Here is a 21,997-nt window from a genome sequence, read left to right as displayed (position 1 = left end):
TCCGTGGAGTGGGGGAGCCGAGGCGGGGAGATCGTGGGTTGACGAAGCGTGTGCAGGAGCGGCTGGCGCGTGAGCTGTACGCGCGGCACGCAGCCGGGGTGTATCCGCATGCCCTCACCCTCGCGGGCGGCGACCGGACGCGGGCTCATGCCTTGCTCCGCACCGCGCTGCTGAACGCCGTCCGCCGGCCGGCCGGTCCGGTCGGTGCCGACCTGACGGGTTGGCTGGCCGACGAGCTGCGCCGACTGTCGGTCAGGCGTCCGCGTTTGGGCCTGCGGCGTCGGTGGCGCGGCGTCGCGGCCGCACCGGTGCCCAGCCGGCCGCCGGCCCGGCCCGGCAACGAGCTGCCCATCGCCGATACGCTGGCCGGACTGCCGCCCGAGCACCGGGCGGCGCTGGTCGAAACCTTCCTGAAGGGCCGGACGGTTCAGCAGGCGGCCGAGGTCCTCGGTCTTCCGCCCGAGGCGGTGAAGTCCCGTCTCTACTACGGGCTGCACCGCCTGGCCCTCGCCATCGAAGAACAGGAATCGGCCTGGTGAACCGTAGCCCCGACTGTGCCGACCTCGGCGCCTACGTGCTCGGCGGACTGGACGGTCCGGAGTCCGACCGGTTCGAGGAGCACCTGCTCGAATGCGACCAATGCCTGAGCGAGATCGGTTCCTTCCAGTCGGTCCGCGAGCTGCTGCTCCCGCTCGTGGGGGAGCCGCCGGAGGCAGATGACGTCCGCTCCACCGCCGGAGCGGACGACGAACTGCTGGACCAACTGCTACGGGACGTGGCCCGGGACCGGCACCGCCGCACCTGGCGGACGGCGGCGGCGCTGACCGCTGCCGCCGCGCTGCTGGTGGCCGCGCCCTTCGTCTCGCTGCGTCTGGGCTCAGGCCGGGCGGTGGCGAGCAGGCCCGCCGGCCCCACGCCGAGTCCGGCCGCCATGCTGATGATGACCGGTGAGCAGCACGGCGCCACCGACCCGGTGACCGGCGTGGCCGGGGTGGTCGGGCTGGAGGACAAGGCCTGGGGCACGCATGTCGCGCTCCAGCTCGGTGGTGTCGACGGGCCGCTGGTCTGCTCGCTGGTGGCGGTCTCCAGGAGCGGGCAACGGGAGTCGGTGACCAGTTGGTCCGTGCCGGCCGCCGGGTACGGCATGCCCCGGCACCCGGATCCGCTGCTGGTGCACGGCGGCACCTCGCTGTCCCGGCAGCAGCTCGACCACTTCGAGGTGCGCACCGCGGACGGGCGGGAGCTGGTTTCGGTACCCGTCTGATCACCTCCGACCTCGCGGAAGGGGACGGCCCGGTCATGCTGACCGGGCCGTTTCCGTCTTTCTCGGCCCGCCGTTCGGCGCAGTGCGGCCGGCCGCCCGTCCGCGCTGTCACGAACACCCGCCAACTGGCGAGAACCCGCAGGTCAGCGGCGTGGCGGTGGATCGGTGGCGGGTCGGAGACGGTCACCGTTCGACCGTTCGACCGGTGAATTCGACCGTTCGTCGCACCTTCCGCCGCCGGCGGTGCGGCCTCGGCACGACGAATGGCCCGGTTGCCGGCGGGCAGTGCCGGATCCGCGCAGGTCCGGAGCCAGTTGGCGGATGCCCGTGACCTGGCCGGCCGAGAGGCTCGGATCACCTCGTCAGAGCAGCGACGCCTTCACCCGACCAGAGGACCCTCATGACCGAGCACGGCCAGGACTTCGTCACCCAGACCCCATCCGCCCCCGCCGACCGGCCGCGGATGGCCGACGCAGAGTTCCGGAGCCTGCTCACCACACACCGCCGGGCCGTGCACGGCTATCTCGCCAAGCGCACCCTTGGCGACGCCCAGCTCGCGGAGGATCTCACCCAGGAGACCTTCGTGCGTGCCTGGCACCACCCGGAGATCCTCTCCGCCCAGCAGGGTACGCCGCTGCGCTGGCTCTACCGCGTCGCCCGCAACCTGCTGATCGACCATCTGCGGGCGCGCGGCAGCCGGCCCACCGAGGTGGGCTCACCCGACCTCACGGTCTTCGCCGAGGAGCCCGCGCTCGGCAACGAGATCGATCGGCTGCTCAACAACTGGTCGGTGCGCCAGGCACTGTCCTCGCTGACCGAGGCGCACCGGGCGGTGCTCACCGAGATCTACTTCAACCACCGCTCGCTCTCCGAGACCGCCGAACTGCTCGGCGTGCCCGAAGGAACCGTCAAGTCCCGCTGCTTCTACGCCATCCGCGGGCTGCGCCTGGCGCTGCGCGAGCACGGCCTGGTGCCCTGAGGCCTGACCGCGGTCGCGACTTCGGAGCAGGAATTTCCGAGCCGGATTGAATCCCGGAGCCATCCCGGCCGTAAGCAGGGCCCCTGGCGGGCGGACCGACCCCGGTACCGCTGGAACCCGCTGAGCACCTCGGTGTGGACCCCGGCCGGCGCGCGGACCGGGCCGCCGACCGGTGGCGTCGGATGCCTGGGGAACTGCCGCGCGCCGCCTGACGGCACGGGCGGGCTTTGGCACCCGCTCCGTGAATCAGGGCGTGCGCCCGAGGGCGTGACGACAGCCTGATCGACGGGAGCCTCACCGTGACAGCAGCCATGAAGGCCGCGGCAGCTGCCGCCGTGGCCCTGCTGCTCGACGGTACCCCGCTGCTGCGCCGTACGCGTCGGCCGGGTCGCTACGGTCGACAGCGCACCCGGCGGATGCCCGTCGGCCCGCCCGCGTGGCCGGTCCGGACGGCCTGGCTAGACTCCTTCGCCATGCTGCGCGTACTGGCGGTGGACGACGAGCCGCCGGCCCTGGAGGAACTGCTGTACCTGCTCCGCTTCGACCCCGGGGTGGAGCGGGCCGAGGGTGCCGCCGACGCGACCGAGGCGCTGCGGCGGATCGGCCGGGCGCTGGAGGCCGGGCCGGACGGCGAGGACCGGCTCGACGTGGTGTTCCTGGACATCGACATGCCCGGGCTCAGCGGTCTGGACACGGCCCGCCTGCTGGCCGGGTTCGCCAGACCGCCGGCCGTGGTCTTCGTCACCGCGCACGAGGGCTTCGCCGTTCAGGCGTTCGACCTGCGGGCGGTCGACTACGTACTCAAGCCGGTGCGCCGGGAGCGCCTGGCGGAGGCCGTCCGGCGGGTCCGCGCGCTGGTCGAGGCGGAGCGGGTGAGCCGAACCGCGCCGCCGGCCGGATCCGCCGAGGCGCCGGAGCGCTCGCCCTCGGGCCGGGACGCCGTGCCGGTCGACACCGGGGGAGCGGTCCGTTTCCTCGGGGCGGACCAGGTCACCCATGTCGAGGCGCAGGGCGACTACGCCCGCCTGCACACCGTCGGCGGAGCGGACCACCTGGTCCGGATCCCGATCTCCGCACTGGAGGAGCGTTGGCAGGACCGGGGTTTCGTGCGGATCCACCGCCGGTACCTGGTCGCCCTCGGCGCCGTCGAGGAGCTCCGGCTGGACGCGGGCGCGCTGAGCGTCCGGGTCGGCGGGGAGCTGCTCGCCGTGAGCCGGCGCAACGCGCGCGAGGTACGGGACCTGCTGGTGCGGCAGGCCATGGACCACGCCCGCGGGACCACCGGATAACCCGTTCGGCCCGATCTCCGTAGACTGCCCCGCGAACAGCTGTCCGGGCCGCCGCGGGGGTGCCCGGTGAGGTCGGAGAGAGGGGCACGGTGACGACGACACGGCCCCGGCCACGCCGCGAGGTGGTCACCGGCGAGCCGCGCACCCGGCCGACGCGTCCGGCGCCCCCCGTCCCGCCCGTGCCGCTCGATCCCGAGGCCGCCGGGCTGATCCGCCGCCAGCTGTCCGTGGCGCTGCGCGCCGCGGGAGCGCTGGTGCTGCTGATCGGCACGCTGCCGCTGGTCATGGCCTTCGTGCCCGGCGCGGCGACGGCCCGGATCGGCGGTCTCGGTCTGGCCTGGCTGCTGCTCGGCGTGGCGGCGTACCCCGTGATGTGGCTGATCGGCCGTTGGTACATACGTCAGGTCGAACGGAACGAGGCGCGGCTCCCGATGCCCGGAGAGCGGCCGTGAGCCACCCGTACGCGATCGGCGCGGTGATCGTGGTGGCGCTGGCGACCGTACTGATCGGCGCGCTCGGCCTGCGGATCTCCCGGACCACCTCGGACTTCTACGTCGCTTCACGGACCGTCAACGCCCGACTGAACGGCGCGGCGATCAGTGGCGAGTACCTGTCCGCCGCCTCCTTCCTCGGCATCGCCGGGCTGATCCTGGCGCACGGCGTGGACATGCTCTGGTACCCGCTGGGATACACCGCCGGGTTCCTGGTCCTGCTGCTCTTCGTCGCGGCTCCGCTGCGCCGCTCGGGGGCGTACACCGTGCCGGACTTCGCCGAGGCCCGGCTGGAGTCCCTGGCCGTGCGCCGGACCGCCGGCGCGCTGGTGGCCGGCATCGGCTGGCTCTATCTGCTGCCCCAGCTCCAGGGCGCCGGGCTGACCCTGCAGACCGTCACCGGCGCGCCGCGCTGGGTCGGCGGCGTGGTGGTCGCCCTGGTGGTCACCGCCAACGTCACGGCGGGCGGCATGCGCAGCATCACCTTCGTGCAGGCGTTCCAGTACTGGCTGAAGCTGACCGCGCTGCTCGTCCCGCTGCTCTTCCTCGGGTTCGCCTGGCATTCGGACGGCTCGCCCGGCGCCGATGCCGCGCGCCCGGTCTTCCACCGCTCGACCGTCGTGCGGACCGACACCGCGGTCCGCATCGCCATCGGCACTCCCGAGCGGGTCACCGTGAGCGGTACGGTCGACGGCCGTACGTACGCGGCGGCGCCGCTCGCGCTCGCCCCGGGCATCCACGCGCTCGACACCGCCACCACGCTGGACTTCCCGCCCGGCGCGGAGGTCCCGGCGAAGGCGGACGACCCGACGGGCTCGGCCTGGGGCCGCCCGCTGTCCGACCGCACCCAGCCTCATCCGCTCTACACCGTGTACGGGCTGATCCTGGCCACCTTCCTCGGCGCGATGGGCCTGCCGCACGTGGTGGTCCGGTTCTACACCAGTCCGCAGGGCCGCGCCGCCCGCCGGACCACGCTGGTGGTGCTCGGCCTGCTCGGCGTCTTCTACCTGCTCCCGTCGCTGTACGGCGCGCTCGCCCGGATCTACGCCCCCGACCTGGTGCTCACCGGCGACACCGACGTGGCCGTGCTGGTGCTGCCCGAGCGGCTGGTCGGTGGCACGGGAGGCGCCCTGCTCGGGGCGCTGCTGGCGGGCGGCGCGTTCGCCGCCTTCCTCTCCACCTGTTCCGGCCTGGCCGTCTCGGTGGCCGGCGTGCTGCACCAGGACGTGCTCCCCCCGATGGGCATCCGCGGCTTCCGCCGAGCCGCCGTGCTGGCGGTCGCCACGCCGACCGTCTGCACCCTGGTGGCCGTCGGCCTGCCGGTGGCGGACGCGGTGGGGCTGGCCTTCGCCGTGGCGGCCTCCTCGCTCTGCCCGCTGCTGGTGCTGGGCATCTGGTGGCCCCGGCTCACCCCGCCCGGCGCCATCGCCGGGGCGCTCACCGGTGGTGGTACCGCGTTGGCCGCCGCCCTGCTCACCATGGCCGACGTCTTCCCGAACGGCTGGCCGCACGTCCTGCTCGCCTGGCCGGCCGTCTGGAGCGTGCCGCTCGGCTTCCTGGTGATGGTCGCGGTCTCGCTCGCGACACCCGGCCGGATACCGCCCGGTACGGCCGTCGTCCTGGCCCGGCTGCACCTGCCGGAGACCGTCGCCGCGACCCCCGCCCGAGGAGATGTCGGCTGATGGTGCAACTCCTCACCCTCCTCGCCGGTGTGCCGCTCGGCGCGGGAGCACACTGGGTGCTGGCACGCCGCTCGCGCCGGGAGCGCAACCGGGGTACGGACGTCGAACTGGCCACCTTCCGGACCCTGCACACCGCCTCGCTGGCCGCCCCGCCGCTGCGCGCCGGGCTCACCGAGGACACCGCCCGCAAGGCCGTCCGCCGACTGCGCCCGCTGCTCGGTACCCCGGCGATGTGTCTCACCGACGAGCACACCATGCTCGCCTGGGACGGCGCGGGCGAGCACCACCGGCCCGAGGTGATGAGCAAGGCGGCCCAGGTGCTGGCGAGCGGCCGCCCGCAGCTCGTCGAGGTCGGCTGCCCGGATCCCTCCTGCCCGGTCCGCTGGGCCGCCGTCGCACCGCTGAAGGTCGACGGCCGGGTGCTCGGCACGCTGGCGGCCTACGGACCGGAGGACTCGCCGGTGCTGGTGCGGGCCACCGGCGAGGTCGCGCGCTGGGCGGCCGTGCAGCTGGAGCTGGCCGAGCTCGACCGCTCGCGCCGGGACCTGATCGAGGCGGAGATCCGCACCCTGCGGGCACAGATCTCCCCGCACTTCGTCTTCAACTCGCTGGCCGCCATCGCCTCCTTCGTCCGCACCGACCCCGACCGGGCCCGTGAACTGCTTCTGGAGTTCGCCGAGTTCACCCGGTACTCGTTCCGCCGGCACGGCGACTTCACCACCCTTGCCGACGAACTGCGCTCCATCGACCAGTACCTCAACCTGGTCCGGGCCCGGTTCGGCGACCGGCTGGAGGTCGCCCTGCGGGTGGCACCCGAGGTGCTGCCGGTCGCGCTGCCCTTCCTCTGCCTCCAGCCGCTGGTGGAGAACGCGGTCAAGCACGGCATCGAAGGACGCCCGGAACGCGGCCGGATCACCATCGGGGCCGACGACGCGGGCGCGGAGGCGCGGGTGGTGATCGAGGACGACGGCGTGGGCATGGAGGCGGACCGGCTGCGGGCGATCCTGCGCGGCGAGGGCGGACCGTCCCACGGCATCGGCCTGGGCAACGTGGACGAGCGCCTGCGCCGTGTCTACGGGGACGAATACGGCCTGGTGATCGAGACCGGGGTGGAGGCCGGCATGAAGATCACCGTGCGGATCCCCAAGTACCACCCGGGTGTGCGGATTTCGCCACCACCCGCCCCACGCGCCTGAGCTCGTCCGGGCGTTCTCCGCCCGGTTCGAGGGGCGGCGCCGAACGGTGCCACCCCTTTCGGCTGCCCGCAGGCGTCAGCTCGCAGCGGTCAGCGCCGGGACCGGCGCGGGCTCGGGGGCGTCCGCCGCTGTCCCGGCCTCGACGCGGTAGTCCTCCGGGCTGGTCTCGTCCTTGCCCTGCGGGGCACCGAGGGCTCGCAGCAGCACGGTGAGGGCGAGCGCGACGAGCAGGTTGAGGGCGAAGGCGGTCAGCCCGATGTAGCCGGTCTCGCCGATGAACGGGACCACCGCGGTGCTGCCGCCGAAGTGCCTGGTGGCCGGGGTGGCGATTCCGTACGCCTGCCAGGTGCCGTACGCCATGCCCACGGCCCAGCCGGCCAGCAGCGCCCACCGGTGGAACCAACGGGTGAACAGGCCCGCCGCGACGGTCGGCAGGGTCTGCAGGATCCACAGGCCGCCGAGCAGCTGCAGGTTGATCGCGAACTGCTTGTCCATACCGACGACGAACGCCAGGGCGCCGAACTTGACCAGCAGGGAGGCGAGTTTGGCGACCTTGGTCTGCTGCTCCGGCGTGGCGTCCGGCTTCAGGAACTCCTTGTAGACGTTGCGGGTGAAGAGGTTGGCCGCTCCGATGGACATGATCGCGGCCGGGACGAGCGCACCGATGCCGATGGCCGCGAAGGCCACGCCGGCGAACCAGCCGGGGAAGAATTGGGCGAACAACTGGGGGACGGCCAGTTGGGCGTTGTAGCCCTTGACGCCCTGGCCGACACCGGCGCTGACGGCCATGAAGCCGAGCAGCGCCAGCAGGCCGAGCATCAGCGTGTAGGCCGGCAGGATGGCCATGTTGCGTCGCACCGTCCTCCGGGACTTCGCGGCGAGCACGCCGGTGAGGGTGTGCGGGTACATGAACAGGCCGAGGGCCGAGCCGAGTGCCAGCGTGGCGTACGCCCACTGGGCCTTGGGGCCGGGCACCAGTGAGCCGGTCGGCTGGTGGGTGGCGGGGTTCACCGCCTGGAACTTGGCCGCGGCACTGTCGAAGACGTGCCCGTAGCCGCCCAGCCGCATCGGGAGGTAGACCACCGCGACGATGATGACGATATAGACCAGGGCGTCCTTGACGAAGGCGATCACTGCCGGCGCCCGCAGGCCGGAGGAGTAGGTGTACGCGGCCAGCACCGCGAAGGCGATCAGAAGCGGCAGGTCCCGGACCAGTGGGTTGGCGGCCTGGCCGCCGCCGATCCCCAGGACGGTCAACACCGTTTCCAGGCCGACCAGTTGCAGGGCGATGTAGGGCATGGTGGCGAGGATGCCGGTGAGCGCCATGGCCAGGCTCAGTGCCCGGGACCCATAGCGGCCGCGCACGAAGTCGGCCGGGGTGACGTAGCCGTGCACCCGGGCCACCGACCACAGCCTGGGCAGCAGCAGGAACACCAGCGGGTAGACCACGGCCGCGTACGGAATGGACCAGAAGCCGGCCGACCCGGTGGCGTACACGGCCGCCGGCACCGCGATGAAGGTGTAGGCGGTGTACACGTCGCCGCCGAGCAGGAACCAGGTCACCCAGGTGCCGAACGAACGGCCGCCGAGGCCCCATTCGTGCAGGTCGAGCGCGTTGTCCGCCTGTCGCCAGCGTGCGGCGAGGAACCCGAGCACGGTCACCAGGGCGAGCAGCAGCAGGAACACGGTGAGCGCGGGGGCGTTCACTCCGTCGGCGAGGCGCGTCATCGGGCGTCACCGCCGTTCAGTGCCGCGCGGTGCTTCTCGTCGCGGGAGAGCAGCAGATGAGCCGCACCGGTGAAGACCGCCGCCAGCGGCACCCACATCAGCTGGTACCAGTAGAAGAACGGCACCCCGCCGAGCGCCGGGGCCGACTTGCTGTACGAGGGGACCCACAGCAACGCGACCACGGGTACGGCCAGCGCGAGGCCTGCCAGGAAGCGCTCCGGCGTGAGCGGAGGCACCGGTTGCGAGCCCGACTCCCTGTCCGTCCAAGGGACTTCTGACGACATGCGGACAGCCTCCGGGCAGTTCTGGTCGGATTCGGTCCGGCCGCCGAGCGGTTCGGCAGCCGGGTGGTCGGTCCGGCCGGGATCCTCACCGTGGGATCCGGCCGGACCGACCGCGTTTACGGCTGACCGCTCGCTGAGGTTCAACCCGGCGTCAGCGACTTTCGGGCCGTCCGCAGCAGACCTCGCAGCCCGGTTCGTCCGCCGTCTGTGGTCGGGGAGACCGACGGGCCGCGCCCGCCGGGAAAGTACGACTCGGACGTGAACCAACCCGTCGCGGAGGCCGTAAGGGGGCACAGGATCAGGAAGCGGCGACCTTGGAAGCGGGCCCGAGCGCCGCGCCCTGCTCAAGCAGGTGAAGGCGTTCCGGAGCCTGCCCGTCGGCATGCCGGTCCGGCTCCGGCACGGCGAGCGGGCCGACCTGAGGCCGGGGGACCTGCCCGCCGTCGCGGCGGTGCTGCTGCGCTCTGGCCGGAACGAACCACGGATCCGCCGCACCCTCGGCATCGACCCGAGCGCACGCTGATCTGGATGGCGGGCAATCTGGGAGGAGTACTGCTGGCGACGGCAGTCGGACTGTTCGTCACCCGCCCTGCGATCGCATTCGCGGCCCTGCCGGCCGCCACCATGCTCGCTCTCCCGGCCCTTCACCGGTTCAGGAAGCTCGAGCACCTCATCGACCCCGTGCTGTGAGTTCAGCTCGAACCGGTGGCGACGATGTCAGGCGCGATGTCCAGCACGAGGAGCGCCGCCGCCACGTGGGTGGGGTTGTCCTCCACCTTGACCGCGGAGAGCTGGTTCGCGCGCGAGACCCGCCGCTCGACGGTGTTCCGGTGCGCGTAGAGGTTGGCGGCCGCCCGGGTGGTGTTGAAGCCGCACTGCACGTAGGTGAGGAGTGCCTGCCGTAGCGCCGTGTCGGCGTCGACCAGCGGACCGAGGGTGTTGATGACGAAGCGGCGTGCGCCGGCACGATCCTTGGTGAGCGCGTCGATCAGATCGACGTCGGCGTAGGCGATGAACTGCCGGTCGGACCCCAGCCGGATGGCCAGCGCCTGCGCCGCGAGAGCGTCCTGATGGCTGGACCTGAACCCTTCGAGCCCACGTCCGGGCCTTCCTACCGCCCCTCGAACGCCGCCAGCCGTCGCCATGACCTTCTCCACATGGTGAAGGTCCGGGACAGCTGCCCCCGAGAGCCAGATCCAACGCGACGTGGCGCTGGCACGCGCCACCAGCGCGCTTCGACCCGCAGCGGCGGAGTGCACGGCCGCGATGGCTTCGTCCAGGGCGTCGACCTGCCGGGGGTCATCAATCCACAGCACCAGGCCGATGTGCCAGCGCGCCATCCGGTAGTGCAGGTGCCCCTCGGCGAGATCCTCCGCCATCGGCGCCCCGCTGGCGATCAGCTGGATCAGTGCGATCGCCTCAGCGTCCGCGTTGCCCATCGCAGCGGCGAGGCCGGCTTCGCGCAGGGCCAGAACCGAGTCGAGGGCGTACTGCACCAGCGACTTCGCCGACACGTCCAGGACGCCCACCAGGAGGTCACGGTCGGTGCAGTGCGCCGCGCACTCCTCCAGCCACCGCCGCCATCCGATCCCCAGTGCCACACGCCAGGCTCCGGCGAAGTCGGGCGCGATGCCACGGGAGACGAGATCGTTGATGTACGCCGTAGCCCTCGGGCCGACGTAGGGCTCCACCCGCCGCCCCGGCTGCTGGATGTTCGCTGTCAGCCATTGGACGAGATCGGAGCGGTTGAGCTCGCGGTCCTCCTCGACCAGGGATGCGTCCGCGAGGAGGGCAGGATCGTTCTGGGCCACCAGAGAGGGCCTTGCGACGGCGTCGACCATGGCGTCCGTCTCCGTCAACAGGCGCTGGCACAAGGACCTGATCGCGTCGGCGACCTCAAGGGAGGGCGGGGGCCACAGCTCGTCCATATCTGAAGCACTCCCGTGGGCGTGGGGACCCGGTGGTTGTGGCGGGTGTTCAGTGGCAGTAAACGTCGCAAACCTCTATCACGCCGGTGAGGCCGCCACAAGGGCCGCGGCGCGGCCGACCGCTTCGGAGAGGTCCCCGGTTGCCCGGCCGCTCGACGAGCCGGCGAGACCGTGGCCGTGGGCCCCGCGGCCGTCGACGACCGCCCCGATCGGCGCTGCCGGGCCGGCTTGTGCACGGTGCACCTGGCCCGGTGCAAAGCGGGTGCGCGCTGTCGTTCCCGCCCACGGCCGTGGCTGGCGACAGTGAGGTCACCACCCCGGGAACAGCGAGGAAACGCCATGACAACTGAGGTGCTTGACGCCGTCGAGGAGTTCGACGTGGTCATCATCGGAGCGGGCATCTCCGGAATCGGTGCGGCGAGCCATCTCAGCCGTGAACTCCCCGGCAAGTCCCTGCTCGTGCTCGAGGGGCGCGACAACATCGGCGGCACCTGGGACCTCTTCCGCTACCCGGGCATCCGCTTGGACTCGGACCTCCACACCTTCGGCTACGAGTTCAAGCCGTGGCGCCACGAAGCCGCGATCGCCGACGCGCCGCTGATCCGGGACTACCTCCGGGAGACGGTCGAGGAGAACCGGCTGGAGCCCCTGATCAGGCTGCGCCACCGGGTCGTCCGGGCCGAATGGTCCTCGGACGACGGGCGGTGGACCCTCACGGTCGAGACGGCCGGCCCCGCCGGCGGAGGGACCGGGACCAGCACCATCCGTGCCGGCTGGGTGTTCGCCGCCACCGGCTACTACCGGTACGACGAGGGCTTCTCTCCCCGTTTCCCCGGGCAGGAGGACTTCGGATACCCGACGCGACCTGGTCGTCCGGCAACTCGTCGACCTCTACGGTCCGCAGGCCAGCACCCCGATCGACTACCTGGACCACCGCTGGGGAGCGGAGCCGTTCGCCCCGGGCGGCCCCCACCCGGTCGCCGGCCCCCACACGACCGTGAGCTACGGCCGGGCGCTCACCGAGCCCCACGGGCGCATCCACTGGGCCGGCACCGAAACCGCCGGTGAGTGGGCCGGCACCATGAACGGCGCGGTTCTGACGGGTTGGCGCACCGCCGAGAACGTCGCCGCGCTCCTGTCCCGCGACGTGCGAGAGGGGGCGTCGAGATGAAGGTGGCGCTGTTCCTGCTGGCCGACCTGTGGATGATCTTCGCCGGCTACTTCTACGGCTGGACGTTCATCCGCCGGTACGGCAACTACCTCCTCGGTCTCGAGACGATGGTGGTCGCGACGTCGGGCAGCAACTTCCTGGTCTGGTCGCTGCTGGGCGCCGACCCGGGCAGCGTCCTGTACGACGTGGCCTACTTCTTCGACGCCTTCTCCAGGTCCGTCGGCATCACGGTCATCCTGATCATGGGTCTGATGATGGTCACCCATCGCTACAGACCGAGCCGAGGCGTCGACATCGCCGTGTTCCGGAGCCGCGGTCGTGGCCGGCCTGTTCCTCCGGCCGTTCCACGGCGCGGACCTCCACACCGACCGCACCGCGTTCTCGGTCGCCGTGTTCTACGTCGCCGTCAATCTCCTCACGGCGGTCTTCCTCGGGTACTTCGTCAAGCGGCTCTGGCAGGCAGGCGCGAGGTGGCCGGCGGCCGCGACGGCACTGGTCACGGCCGCCGGTGCCGCCATCGCGTTGACCTACGACTTCTTCCCCCCGCCGTTCGACGACGCGAACCGCACGGTCTTCTACACCGCCGCGCTGGCCACGTGGGGCACCCAGATATTCGTCTACTTCCGCGCCTACCGCGTGCTGCACGACCGCACCGCCGCCTTGGACGCAAACCCGGCCCGCGCAGTCGGAGCCCCCGCATGAACCCCGAACACGACGAAGGAGTCAGGATGGCGAAGAGGCGCGTGTACGCGGTGGTGGACCCCGCCGACGGCACGGTGGTCAAGGAGTACCCCACCGCGACGGACGAGGCCGTCGACGGGGCGCTCGACGCGGCGGCGAAGGCCTACCCGCACTGGTCGGGGCAGACCTCCGTCGCCCAGCGCGCCTGGCTGTTGAGCACCGTCGCCGACCTGCACGAGGAGCGCAGCGCGCAGCTCGCCGGGATCATCCACCGGGAGATGGGCAAGCCGCTGGACCAGGCCGTCGCGGAGGTCGAGTTCAGCGCCTCCATCTACCGGTACTGCGCCGAGAACGCGGAGGAGTTCCTCGCCGACGAGCCGATCGAGCTCCTCGGGGGAGAGGGCACCGCTCTCGTCCGCCGCCGACCGATCGGCGTGTTGCACGCCGGAACCTTCAACGCCAACCCGATCGCACCGGCAGCCGTCGAGGCGACGATGCGCGTCCTGGCCGATCCCGCGGTCTACGAGCAGCTCGAACAGACCTCGTCCGAGTTCGAAGCCCTCGTCGGTGGCGCTCTCGGCTCCCGTCCCGACTTCGGCCGGTTCAACCGGGTCGGCTCGCTCCTCCAGTACGTCCCTGCCGGCGGGGCCACCGGGCTCCACGGAACCGGGGGGCTCTGGACCGTGATCCTCGAAGGGATGCTGCGTCAAGGCTTCCTGTTCATGCCGTCCGGCAAGGTCTTCCTCAGCACGGCGCACACGACCGCCGACGGCCGAGGCCCTCGACCAGCTCCTGAGAAGGTTCTGACGTCCGGCTCGGCCGGCTTCGACTCCTGGACTTTCGGGGCCACGCCGTCCGGCAGCCTATTATCACTTCCTGGGCCCGTGGACCTGATCCCGGGCTCACCAGGTACGGAGAGGCATCACCCGGCCTGCTGCCGATGCGTACCGGAGGAAACACGTGAGCACCGAACAGTCCGTCCCCGTCCTGCAGGTCCTTCGTGAGGCCGGCCGCCGACGGACCTTCGCCGTGATCAGCCATCCGGACGCGGGCAAGTCCACGCTCACCGAGGCGCTGGCGCTGCACGCGCGGGCGATCACTTCTGCCGGTGCGGTGCACGCCAAGGGTGACCGACGCGGCGTGACCAGCGACTGGATGGAGTTGGAACGCGAGCGCGGCATCTCGGTGACCTCGGCCGCCCTGCAGTTCGGCCATCGCGGCCACGTGATGAACCTGGTCGACACCCCCGGCCACGCCGACTTCTCCGAGGACACCTACCGGGTGCTGGCCGCCGTCGACTGCGCGATCATGCTGGTCGACGCGGCCAAGGGCCTGGAGGAGCAGACCCGCAAGCTCTTCGCGGTCTGCCGCCATCGCGGCGTCCCCGTGATCACCTTCATCAACAAGTGGGACCGGCGTGGCCGGGATGCACTCACCCTGCTCGAGGACATCGAGACGCACCTCGGGATCACCCCCGTCCCGGTCGTCTGGCCCGTCGGCAACGCGGGCAACCTGCGCGGCCTGGTCGAAGCGGGGAACACCGAGCAGATGCTGCGCTACACCAAGGTGCCGGCCGGCACGCACGCCGCCCTCGAGGAGCAGCTCACCTCCGAGGAGGCTGCCGAGCAGGAGGGCGAAGCCTGGACGACCGCGCTGGAGGAGCTCGAGCTGGTGCTCTCCTCCGGCCCCGGCTACGACCAGGAGGCCTTCGAGGCCGGCAAGATCAGCCCGGTCTTCTTCGGCGCCGCGCTGACCAACATCGGTGTGAAGCTCCTGCTGGACGCCGTGGTCGACCTCGCTCCGGCTCCCGGGCCCCGCCCGCTGGCCAAGGGCGGCAGCCGCGAGCTCGGCGAGGAGTTCTCCGGCCTGGTGTTCAAGATCCAGGCGAACATGGACCCGGCCCATCGCGACCGGATCGCCTTCGTCCGGGTCTGCTCCGGCGTCTTCGAGCGCGGCATGCACGTCACCCGGGCGGCCAGCGGCCGCTCGTTCGCCACCAAGTACGCCCACACCGTGTTCGGAGCCGAGCGCACCGTGGTCGACACCGCGTACCCCGGCGACGTGGTCGGCCTGATCAACGCGAGCGCGCTGAGGGTCGGCGACACCCTCTTCGCCGGCAAGAAGACCGAGTTTCCCCCGCTGCCCGCCTTCGCCCCCGAGTACTTCGCGGTGGCACGGCCCAAGGACATCAGCCGTTCCAAGCAGTTCCGCAAGGGGGTCTCCCAACTCGATGAGGAAGGCGTGATCCAGGTGCTGGTCTCCGACCGGCGTGGCGACCAGGCTCCGGTCATGGCTGCGGTCGGCCCGATGCAGTTCGACGTGATCCTGCACCGGATGGAGCACGAGTTCTCCTCCCCGATCGCCCTCGACCAGCTCTCCTACCGCTTGGCCCGGATCACCGACGCCGACGGCGCCGCAGCCCTGGCCAAGGCCCGCCTGACCAACGGCGAGGTGCTCACCCGCCGCTCGGACAACGCGCTGCTGGCCTTGTTCGCGGACAAGTGGCAGCTGAACGCCTTCCAGCGCGCCCACCCCGACATCCTGCTCCAGCCGCTGATCGCCACGGCGGACTGATCGCCGACCCCTCGGTACGGCGGCGCCGCTTGGCACGGCGGACGGCGCGTGGTGCGGCCCCTGCCGGAGGTCTTCCGGCGCGCGCCGCCCCTGCGGGTGCCGACACGTGTGTCCGTACAGGTCATGCGGCATGTCGGTACTCGTGGAGGGTGCCGCCGAGACGGTCGCGTCCTCGGACGTCCGGCCGGGCGATCCGCCCGGTACCGGCGATCGGGACGGGCCGTGGTGACGGCGACGCGTCCCGGTGGAGTGCGTGATGTGGGCGGTGGGTTCTGCAGTGATCCTCGAACTCCCGCAGCACGTGCGGGAGATGGAGCTGGTTCCAGGGCAGCGTCCGGTCGAGGGGTTCGCGTCGGCAGGTGAGTGCCCGGTGCTCCGTCGACGTGGCCATACGGGCAGGACGCCAGGATGATCACGACCTGCTCACCGCTGACGAATCGAGGTCGACACCGCCATCGACCGCCGACCGAACCAACACGAAGGCCGGGCCCGTCGCACACAGTGCGACGGGCCCGGCCTTGTTGCGAAGTAGCGGGGACAGGATTTGAACCTGCGACCTCTGGGTTATGAGCCCAGCGAGCTACCGAGCTGCTCCACCCCGCGTCGGTGACCCCGACTCTACGGCACAGCCCGCACAGGACGAAATCTCAATTCCGCGGCCGTCGAGAAACTGCCTGCGGTCACCCACACCGAAGGAGGAATGAAAGCCCTGATATCGGGCAAAAGCCGACGAACAGGCGGTGCCACCGCACCGCCGGCGGACCACTGGAGGAACCGATGGGTGACCTGTCGAACAAGGCACAGGAACTGACCGGCAAGGCGAAGGAGAAGGCCGGCGACCTGACCGGAGACCAGGAACTCAAGGGCGAGGGTCAGGCCGACCAGGCGGAGTCGAAGGTCAGGCAGGCCGCCGACGACGTCAAGGAGGCCGTGCAGGGCGCCGCCGACCGGGTGAAGGGCGCACTCAAGCGCAAGGACTGACACAGAGCGTTCGGGCCGAAGAAGGAGGACAACGGCATGGCACTGTTCCTGTTCATCCTGCTCATCGCGGTGGTGTTCGGCTTCGTCGGCGCCCTGGTGAAGGGCCTGCTGTGGCTGCTCGTCATCGGCGCCGTGCTGTTCGTCGCCGGCCTGGTGTTCGGGGGTGTGCGCCTGGGCCGTGGGCGAGGCGCGCGCCGGTAGGAGCGACGCCGCCCCGCCGGCCCGGTCCCGCGGGGGCGGGTCGGCTCCCACGGCTCTCCCGCCCCACAGGCGCCCTTGGGCGGCCGGTGACCGCCCCGCCTGACCGGCGTGAGGAAGGGGGGTCACCGCGGCCCTCGACGGTGGGATCGATCATGACTGCGGTGCCGCAGCGTCGGCGAACCCGTCCTGGACGGGGTCTCACTGGTCGGAATAGCTGAGGTCCCCCACCGTCCAGCTGCTGATGTCGGCGATGGCGATGCGGTACATGCCCCCGGTGTGGGGCAGACCGTAGCTGCCCTGCAGGATGCGGGCGACATGCAGATGCAGATGCGTCGGCCGCGCGGCAGGCGGCGCCCCGTCGTCGCCGTCGCCGGTGGCAGGTGCCGCGAACAGCGCGGCGAAGGACTTCAAGTGCTCGGAGGCGGCGAGGACTTCGGCCACCCGTTCGTTCCACAGGCTCTCCGGCGCCAGCCGGCCGGTGATGACCGCCCCCGGGACGACCACGGTCAAGGGCATCTTGTTGCTGCGCTCGGACTCCACCATCGCGGCGATGTCGACGAGCAGCCCATCAGGGTTCGACATGAACCAGAGGATAGTGCGCCCCGGGGGTCACCGGGGGTCACCGGGGGTCACCCGGTGGCGCCCGGACGTCGGCCGGCCAGACCCTCCAGCGCGGTGTCCCAGTCGATCCAGGCTGCTTCCGACCCCTGGGGCACCAGGGCGAAGCTCTCGCGGCGCAGCCAGCGCCTGACCTGCCGGGGCGGGAGGTCGAGGAGGACGGTGCCGTCCCGTCCCTGGAGCATGATGCGTAGGGACGTGCGGCCGTGGCAGGTGCAGGGTGGCCAGATGCGGACGTCGCCGAGGCCGGCGGGCTTCTGGAGTCCCTCCCAGAGGAGGTCCCGGGAGAACCGCCAGGTGCCTGCCTCGGCCGCGGGGCCGAGGAATTCGAGGGCGACGGCGAGCGGGTCGTCGCTGCGGTACCCGAGGCGCACGGGAACGTCGACGGTCTCGTGCTCGCCGAGGACGAGACGGGCGCGGAGGACGAGGTCGGCGCCGGTGGCCTGGGGGTGGGGCTGGGAGCTGGGCAGCGGGTGGGGGGCGGGCATGGGGGTTCTCCTGGTCGGTGGCGGGGCGGGCGCCGGTACCGGGTTGCCGGTGGTGGCGGCCGTCCGGGTTCGTTGCCGGCGGGGCGCGGTGTCCGATGGGGGCGTGGATGCGCCGATGTGCCGATGCGTGAATGCCGATGGCGGTGCGCTTCTCCCGCCTCGGGCCCTGAGAGCTGCCGGAACAGGGGGAGGCGGGTCGCGTTCCAGGGTAGGGACACGGCGACGGCGTGGATGTTCCGCCGGTGCATCGCGGCATGACGATCCGCGCATCGCGTCCGTCCGACGAACAGGCGGGGACAGGCGCCCATTCCTGTCATGCGCGCGATGTCCGGCGGCCAGGGGCCGGCCGGCCGGGGGCGGCCCGGTCTTCGTCGGGCTTCGTCTCACGGGGCTCGTCAACCCGGCCTACCGCACAGGGATTTCACGGCCGGCCTTCCGGGCCGGAAGCTGTGCACGATCAGACAACCCGGGCCGGTACCCCGGCAGTACGGTTGCGTGGCGTCCTCGTGGCGCGGGTGGACCGGCCGTCCGCTCGACGCTCGAACCGAGGACACGCCAGGGTACGTCTCGCGCCGCTGCGCCCTTCCGATCATGCCAGGAGCGAAGAGTTGTCCGACCCCACCCCCTCGCCCGTCCGACGACCAGTGCTCGACCGGGAACTCCAGGACTTCCTGGACGCCCGGGCGGGTCGGTCTGCGACGGAACCGCCGGACCTCTCCTTCCTCACCCCGGGCGACACACGAGACGCCGATGCGTCCCGCCCGGCGGCGCCGGACGATCCGTACGGCACCACGACGGAGTGGCTCGCCCTGCCCTGCGGACCGACCGGGCGGGTGCACGTACAGGTGACCAGACCCGCCGGCGCCGCCGAGCCGATCCCCGTGGTGCTGTTCCTCGGCGGTCTCGGCTGGGTGCTCGGCGACGCCGCCTCCTACGGCCGGCTGATCCAGGACATCGCGCTGGGAACGGACGCTGCCGTGGTGTACGTGGACTACTCCCCGGCGCCCGGGGCGCGTTACCCGGTGGCCCTCGAACAGTGCTACGCCGTGGCCCGTTGGATCCAGGCGCACGGCCACGAGATAGGCCTGGAAGGGGACCGGATCGCCGCCGTCGGCGACTCCGCCGGGGCCAATGTGGTGGCGGCGCTGACGCTGCTCGCGCAGCAGCGCGGGGACGTGCGATTCGTGCACCAGGTACTGCTGTGCCCGGTGACCGACGCGGACTTCGACACCGCGTCCTATCGCCGGTTCGCGACGGGGTACTTCCTGCACCGTGACCACATGCGCGGCTTCTGGGACGAGTACCTGCCCGAGGCGCACCTGCGGAGAGAGGCCACCGCCGCCCCCCTGCGGGCAACCCGGGACGAACTCGTCGGGCTCCCCCCGGCGCTGGTGGTCACCGCCGAGGCCGACGTGCTGCGGGACGAGGGCGAGGCCTACGCCGCCAGGCTCCGCGCCGCGGGCGTGCCGGTCGTGGCAACGCGCTACCAGGGCACGGTGCACGGCTTCCTGCTGCTTGCCGGGCACTGCCCCACCGGCACCGCTCGGGCCGCGCTGATCCAGGTCGTCGACACCGTGCACATGGCCCTGCACCGCCGGTCCTGCTGAAGGGCTGGGCGACGCGGGGCCGCGGGCGACGCGGGGCCGGAGGTGCCTCGTGCCGTGGCGCGACGACCGGCTCATGAGTCCTCCCGGGGAGGTTCCGCGATACGGGCCCCGCCGCCGACCGCTTCGGCGGCGGGGCCCGTATCGCCGGGCGGGCCCGCCCGGTCGCGGGGCACCGGAGCCCGGTCGGCGGAGCCCGGTCACCGGTCGGTGTGGAGCTCCGCGATGTAGCCGCCCGGGAACTGCACCATCGCGCTGTCCCGGCCGCCCGCGCGGACCGGTCCCCGGAGCACCGAGGCGCCGGCCGTCCTGGCCCGCTCCAGGGTGGCGCCGAGGTCGGGCACGCCGTAGCCGGTGAGCTCCCGGCCGAAGGGGCTCGGCAGGTGGCCGTCCGTCACCGCGACCGTGGTGGCGCCGAAACCGGAGGTGAGGCGGATGAGCCGGTACGTCGTCCCGGGCAGGCCGATGGCGGCGCCGTCGGCCCGCCGGTCGTCGGAGACGACGCGGCCCCGGGTGAAGGCGAGGAAGCTGTCGAGGAACGCGCCGACCGAGTCCGGCGACAGGTAGAGCCGGTTCTCCGGCACGCTCGCCGGGGCCGGGTAGGACGGCGCGGTGGTGTGGACGTAGAGCTGGGTGTTGATCCCGCCGGGGAACTGGACGACGGCGTCCCGGCCGATCGGGTCGGCGAAGGGCGCCACGGTCACGGCCGCGCCGTCGGCGCGGGCGGCCCGGACGGCCTGGTCGAGGTCGGTCACCAGCCAGCCGGTGCGCTCGGTGCCGAACGGGTACGGGACGGGCGTGGTGTAGTCGAACACCGACAGCGTGCCGACCGGCGACACGATCAGCTCGGACAGCGTCCGGCTGGGCGTCGGGGTCACCTGGGTGGAGACCGGCCCGAGCGTGGTGCCGCCGAAGGTGGACGTCCAACTGGCCACGAAGGCCTGCTCGCTGCCCGGCGACACGTACACGTGGGTGGTGTCGTACTGCGGGCCGACGGAGAACTGCTGGTGCGAGCCCGGCCGCTTCGCCGGGGCGCTCTGGGCCGCCGAGGCGGCGGGGACGACCGTCAGCGCGGCGGCCGCCGCCACCAACGGGACGACGAGCCGGGTGAGTCGAAGCTTCACGGATGACCTCCTGGTCGTGGGTCGGTGCCCGGCACCCGCGTGAGCGGGCACCGGGCACCGGCGGGGGACGGGCGGCCGCGGACGGGGCGCGCGGCCGACCGGGTCACTTGGCGAGGAAGGCCAGCAGTGCGGTGTTCACCTCCTCGGCGTGGGTCCACAGCAGGCCGTGCGGCGCGCCCTCGATCTCCACGTACTCGGCGGAGGGCAGGGCTCGGTGGAAGACGCGGGCGGTGTTGTCGACGGGCAGGGTGCGGTCGCCGGTGCCGTGCAGGATCAGCGCGGGAACGTCGATGCGCGGGATGTCGGCGCGGAAGTCCGTGTACCAGGTGGTCGGGGCGGCCGAGGCGGCGTAGGAGCCGCCGGAGGCCGCGGTGTTCCAGCTGTTGCGGACGGCCTCCTCGCTGATCCGGGTGCCGAGGTTCTCGTCCAGGTTGTAGAAGTCGTTGAAGAAGCCGGTGTAGAAGGCGTAGCGGTCGGCCTTCACGGCGGCGACGATGCCGTCGAAGAACTCCTTCGGGGCGGCGCCGTCGGGGTTGTCGTCGGTCTTGAGCAGGAACGGCTCCAGGGAGGCCAGGAAGGCGACCTTGGCGACGCGGGCCGAGCCGTAGGTGGACACGTAGCGGGCGACCTCGCCGGTGCCCATGGAGAAGCCGACCAGCACGGCGTCCCGCAGGTCCAGGGTCTCCAGCACGGTGTTCAGGTCGGCGGCGAAGGTGTCGTAGTCGTAGCCGGTGGTCGGCTGCGAGGACTGGCCGAAGCCGCGGCGGTCGTAGGTGATGACCCGGTAGCCGGCGTCGAGCAGAGCGGCGCTCTGCCGCTCCCAGGAGCGCCCGTCCAGCGGGAAGCCGTGGATCAGGACGACCGGCTGACCGGCGCCGTGGTCCTCGTAGTAGAGGTCGATGGCGGTGGAGTTCTCCTGGCCAACGGTGATGAACGGCATGGGACTTGGTCCTCTCGGGTAGCGGGTGCGCTGTTGACGCGTCCCACGCTAGGGCGGTCGTCCGCGGCCCGCTTGTCTCTCAGCGCACATCGCGTCGCCCGGGAGCGCCGTGGGCGGGCGAAGCCGCGCACCGAGCCGCCCGGTCGGTCACGCCGAGGCGCACGGACCCACCCCTGAGCCACCGGGCCCCGCGCACGAAAAGGCTCGGGCCCCTGGACACGGGGGTGTCCAGGGGCCCGAGCCGATCGGGGGTTCCGCCGTCGCCGTCAGGTCCGGTGCAAGGCGAGCCGGGTGGCCAGACCGCCGCCCACGCCGGCGAGGACGGCCACGGGCAGCCACCACAGCGGCCAGTGCGCCAGGCCGAGGGCGCCGTCGGCCGACCACTGGCCGGGGCCGGTGGCGGTCAGTGCCGCGCCGATGACGATCAGGACGAACGGGAACTCGTACCCGTCGTGCTGCACCCACAGCCCGTGCGGCCACTTGACCGTGAGGGCGACGGTCATCACCCCCATGACACCCGCGCCGGCCAGCGGAGTGAGCAGTCCGGCGGCCAGCATCAGCCCGGCGCCGATCTGGGTGCCGCCGGCGGCGAGGGCGGTGAGCTTCCCGCCGCGGAAGCCGTCGCCCCGGAACTCGGCGGTGCCGCCGTCCAGTCCGCCGCCACCGAGGTGGAAGCTGACCTTCTGGACGCCGTGGCCGGCGATCAGCAGACCGGTGACCAGGCGTAGCAGGAGAAGGCCCGTGTTCATGTCTGACTCCGTCGGTTCAGTGCGG

At 72.1% G+C, this 21,997-nt stretch carries 24 protein-coding genes, 1 tRNA gene and 1 pseudogene; 17 read left to right on the top strand and 9 right to left on the bottom strand.

The window, feature by feature from the left end:
* Nucleotides 1-50: 50 nt before the first annotated feature.
* From ABTY61_RS17035 to ABTY61_RS17005, 7 genes are all read left to right on the top strand, one after another.
* The gene (locus ABTY61_RS17035; RefSeq protein WP_350505783.1) at nucleotides 51-539 is read left to right on the top strand and encodes a sigma factor-like helix-turn-helix DNA-binding protein; all 489 of its coding nucleotides are present in this window, start codon (nucleotides 51-53) and stop codon (nucleotides 537-539) included.
* A complete protein-coding gene (locus tag ABTY61_RS17030) occupies nucleotides 536-1,264 on the top strand; it encodes an anti-sigma factor family protein (RefSeq protein ID WP_350505782.1) in 729 nt (242 codons plus the stop codon). The genes ABTY61_RS17035 and ABTY61_RS17030 overlap by 4 nt, the downstream gene beginning before the upstream one ends.
* 400 nt (nucleotides 1,265-1,664) lie before the next feature.
* Nucleotides 1,665-2,243 (top strand): sigma-70 family RNA polymerase sigma factor, encoded by a 579-nt coding sequence (locus ABTY61_RS17025; RefSeq protein WP_350505781.1) that lies wholly within the window; start codon nucleotides 1,665-1,667, stop codon nucleotides 2,241-2,243.
* Nucleotides 2,244-2,716: 473 nt separating this feature from the next.
* Entirely contained in the window at nucleotides 2,717-3,532 is an 816-nt protein-coding gene (locus ABTY61_RS17020; protein WP_350505831.1) for a LytR/AlgR family response regulator transcription factor, read from the top strand.
* Nucleotides 3,533-3,711: 179 nt separating this feature from the next.
* On the top strand, nucleotides 3,712-3,984 hold the full coding sequence (locus tag ABTY61_RS17015) for a hypothetical protein (protein WP_350505780.1): 273 nt from the start codon (nucleotides 3,712-3,714) through the stop codon (nucleotides 3,982-3,984).
* A complete protein-coding gene (locus ABTY61_RS17010; RefSeq protein WP_350505779.1) occupies nucleotides 3,981-5,705 on the top strand; it encodes a sodium/solute symporter in 1,725 nt (574 codons plus the stop codon). Before ABTY61_RS17015 ends, ABTY61_RS17010 begins: the two co-directional genes overlap by 4 nt.
* Nucleotides 5,705-6,901: a histidine kinase gene (locus ABTY61_RS17005; protein WP_350505778.1), complete on the top strand. Its 1,197-nt coding sequence runs from the start codon at nucleotides 5,705-5,707 to the stop codon at nucleotides 6,899-6,901. Before ABTY61_RS17010 ends, ABTY61_RS17005 begins: the two co-directional genes overlap by 1 nt.
* A 75-nt stretch (nucleotides 6,902-6,976) precedes the next feature.
* Here the strand turns inward: ABTY61_RS17005 and mctP are convergent, their stop codons facing one another.
* Entirely contained in the window at nucleotides 6,977-8,629 is a 1,653-nt protein-coding gene (mctP, locus tag ABTY61_RS17000) for a monocarboxylate uptake permease MctP (protein WP_350505777.1), read from the bottom strand.
* A complete protein-coding gene (locus ABTY61_RS16995; RefSeq protein ID WP_350505776.1) occupies nucleotides 8,626-8,865 on the bottom strand; it encodes a DUF3311 domain-containing protein in 240 nt (79 codons plus the stop codon). Before ABTY61_RS16995 ends, mctP begins: the two co-directional genes overlap by 4 nt.
* Nucleotides 8,866-9,265: 400 nt before the next feature.
* Between ABTY61_RS16995 and ABTY61_RS16990 the strand changes: the two genes are divergently transcribed.
* Nucleotides 9,266-9,436, top strand: a complete 171-nt coding sequence (locus ABTY61_RS16990) for a hypothetical protein (RefSeq protein ID WP_350505775.1) — start codon at nucleotides 9,266-9,268, stop codon at nucleotides 9,434-9,436.
* 5 nt (nucleotides 9,437-9,441) lie between these two features.
* On the top strand, nucleotides 9,442-9,603 hold the full coding sequence (locus ABTY61_RS16985) for a hypothetical protein (RefSeq protein ID WP_350505774.1): 162 nt from the start codon (nucleotides 9,442-9,444) through the stop codon (nucleotides 9,601-9,603).
* A 2-nt stretch (nucleotides 9,604-9,605) separates the two neighbouring features.
* Here ABTY61_RS16985 and ABTY61_RS16980 read toward each other — a convergent pair whose 3' ends face one another.
* The gene (locus tag ABTY61_RS16980; RefSeq protein ID WP_350505773.1) at nucleotides 9,606-10,841 is read right to left on the bottom strand and encodes a helix-turn-helix domain-containing protein; all 1,236 of its coding nucleotides are present in this window, start codon (nucleotides 10,839-10,841) and stop codon (nucleotides 9,606-9,608) included.
* Between the two features lie 339 nt (nucleotides 10,842-11,180).
* Between ABTY61_RS16980 and ABTY61_RS16975 the strand changes: the two are divergent.
* From ABTY61_RS16975 to ABTY61_RS16955, 5 genes and pseudogenes are all read left to right on the top strand, one after another.
* Nucleotides 11,181-11,375, top strand: a pseudogene (locus tag ABTY61_RS16975) (FAD-dependent oxidoreductase); the annotation flags it as partial.
* Between the two features lie 232 nt (nucleotides 11,376-11,607).
* Entirely contained in the window at nucleotides 11,608-12,012 is a 405-nt protein-coding gene (locus ABTY61_RS16970) for a flavin monoamine oxidase family protein (protein WP_350505830.1), read from the top strand.
* A 318-nt stretch (nucleotides 12,013-12,330) separates the two neighbouring features.
* Entirely contained in the window at nucleotides 12,331-12,714 is a 384-nt protein-coding gene (locus tag ABTY61_RS16965; RefSeq protein WP_350505772.1) for a hypothetical protein, read from the top strand.
* Nucleotides 12,715-12,740: 26 nt separating this feature from the next.
* Entirely contained in the window at nucleotides 12,741-13,697 is a 957-nt protein-coding gene (locus ABTY61_RS16960; protein ID WP_350505771.1) for an aldehyde dehydrogenase family protein, read from the top strand.
* The gene (locus ABTY61_RS16955; RefSeq protein WP_350505770.1) at nucleotides 13,654-15,267 is read left to right on the top strand and encodes a peptide chain release factor 3; all 1,614 of its coding nucleotides are present in this window, start codon (nucleotides 13,654-13,656) and stop codon (nucleotides 15,265-15,267) included. Before ABTY61_RS16960 ends, ABTY61_RS16955 begins: the two co-directional genes overlap by 44 nt.
* 529 nt (nucleotides 15,268-15,796) lie before the next feature.
* On the opposite strand, the gene ABTY61_RS16950 is transcribed toward ABTY61_RS16955, so the two are convergent.
* Nucleotides 15,797-15,870, bottom strand: a tRNA-Met gene (locus tag ABTY61_RS16950).
* A gap of 174 nt (nucleotides 15,871-16,044) precedes the next feature.
* Here ABTY61_RS16950 and ABTY61_RS16945 point away from each other — a divergent pair.
* Nucleotides 16,045-16,248 (top strand): CsbD family protein, encoded by a 204-nt coding sequence (locus ABTY61_RS16945; protein WP_350505769.1) that lies wholly within the window; start codon nucleotides 16,045-16,047, stop codon nucleotides 16,246-16,248.
* 36 nt (nucleotides 16,249-16,284) lie between these two features.
* On the top strand, nucleotides 16,285-16,449 hold the full coding sequence (locus ABTY61_RS16940; RefSeq protein ID WP_350505768.1) for a hypothetical protein: 165 nt from the start codon (nucleotides 16,285-16,287) through the stop codon (nucleotides 16,447-16,449).
* 198 nt (nucleotides 16,450-16,647) lie between these two features.
* Here ABTY61_RS16940 and ABTY61_RS16935 read toward each other — a convergent pair whose 3' ends face one another.
* The gene (locus ABTY61_RS16935; protein ID WP_350505767.1) at nucleotides 16,648-17,031 is read right to left on the bottom strand and encodes a GvpU-like protein; all 384 of its coding nucleotides are present in this window, start codon (nucleotides 17,029-17,031) and stop codon (nucleotides 16,648-16,650) included.
* 47 nt (nucleotides 17,032-17,078) lie between these two features.
* Nucleotides 17,079-17,555: an SsgA family sporulation/cell division regulator gene (locus ABTY61_RS16930; protein WP_350505766.1), complete on the bottom strand. Its 477-nt coding sequence runs from the start codon at nucleotides 17,553-17,555 to the stop codon at nucleotides 17,079-17,081.
* A 608-nt stretch (nucleotides 17,556-18,163) separates the two neighbouring features.
* Between ABTY61_RS16930 and ABTY61_RS16925 the strand changes: the two genes are divergently transcribed.
* Nucleotides 18,164-19,162 (top strand): alpha/beta hydrolase, encoded by a 999-nt coding sequence (locus tag ABTY61_RS16925; RefSeq protein WP_350505765.1) that lies wholly within the window; start codon nucleotides 18,164-18,166, stop codon nucleotides 19,160-19,162.
* Nucleotides 19,163-19,359: 197 nt separating this feature from the next.
* On the opposite strand, the gene ABTY61_RS16920 is transcribed toward ABTY61_RS16925, so the two are convergent.
* The 3 genes from ABTY61_RS16920 to ABTY61_RS16910 form a co-directional block, all read right to left on the bottom strand.
* Nucleotides 19,360-20,283, bottom strand: coding sequence for a VOC family protein (locus ABTY61_RS16920; RefSeq protein WP_350505764.1), 924 nt, complete (start codon nucleotides 20,281-20,283; stop codon nucleotides 19,360-19,362).
* Between the two features lie 103 nt (nucleotides 20,284-20,386).
* On the bottom strand, nucleotides 20,387-21,223 hold the full coding sequence (locus ABTY61_RS16915) for an alpha/beta fold hydrolase (protein ID WP_350505763.1): 837 nt from the start codon (nucleotides 21,221-21,223) through the stop codon (nucleotides 20,387-20,389).
* Nucleotides 21,224-21,489: 266 nt separating this feature from the next.
* Nucleotides 21,490-21,972, bottom strand: coding sequence for a DoxX family protein (locus ABTY61_RS16910; protein WP_350505762.1), 483 nt, complete (start codon nucleotides 21,970-21,972; stop codon nucleotides 21,490-21,492).
* Nucleotides 21,973-21,997 lie beyond the last annotated feature (25 nt).

The sequence above is a fragment of the Kitasatospora sp. NPDC096128 genome (genome assembly GCF_040303105.1).
Classification (GTDB): Bacteria; Actinomycetota; Actinomycetes; order Streptomycetales; family Streptomycetaceae; genus Kitasatospora.
This window is presented reverse-complemented; position numbering and strand designations above follow the sequence as displayed.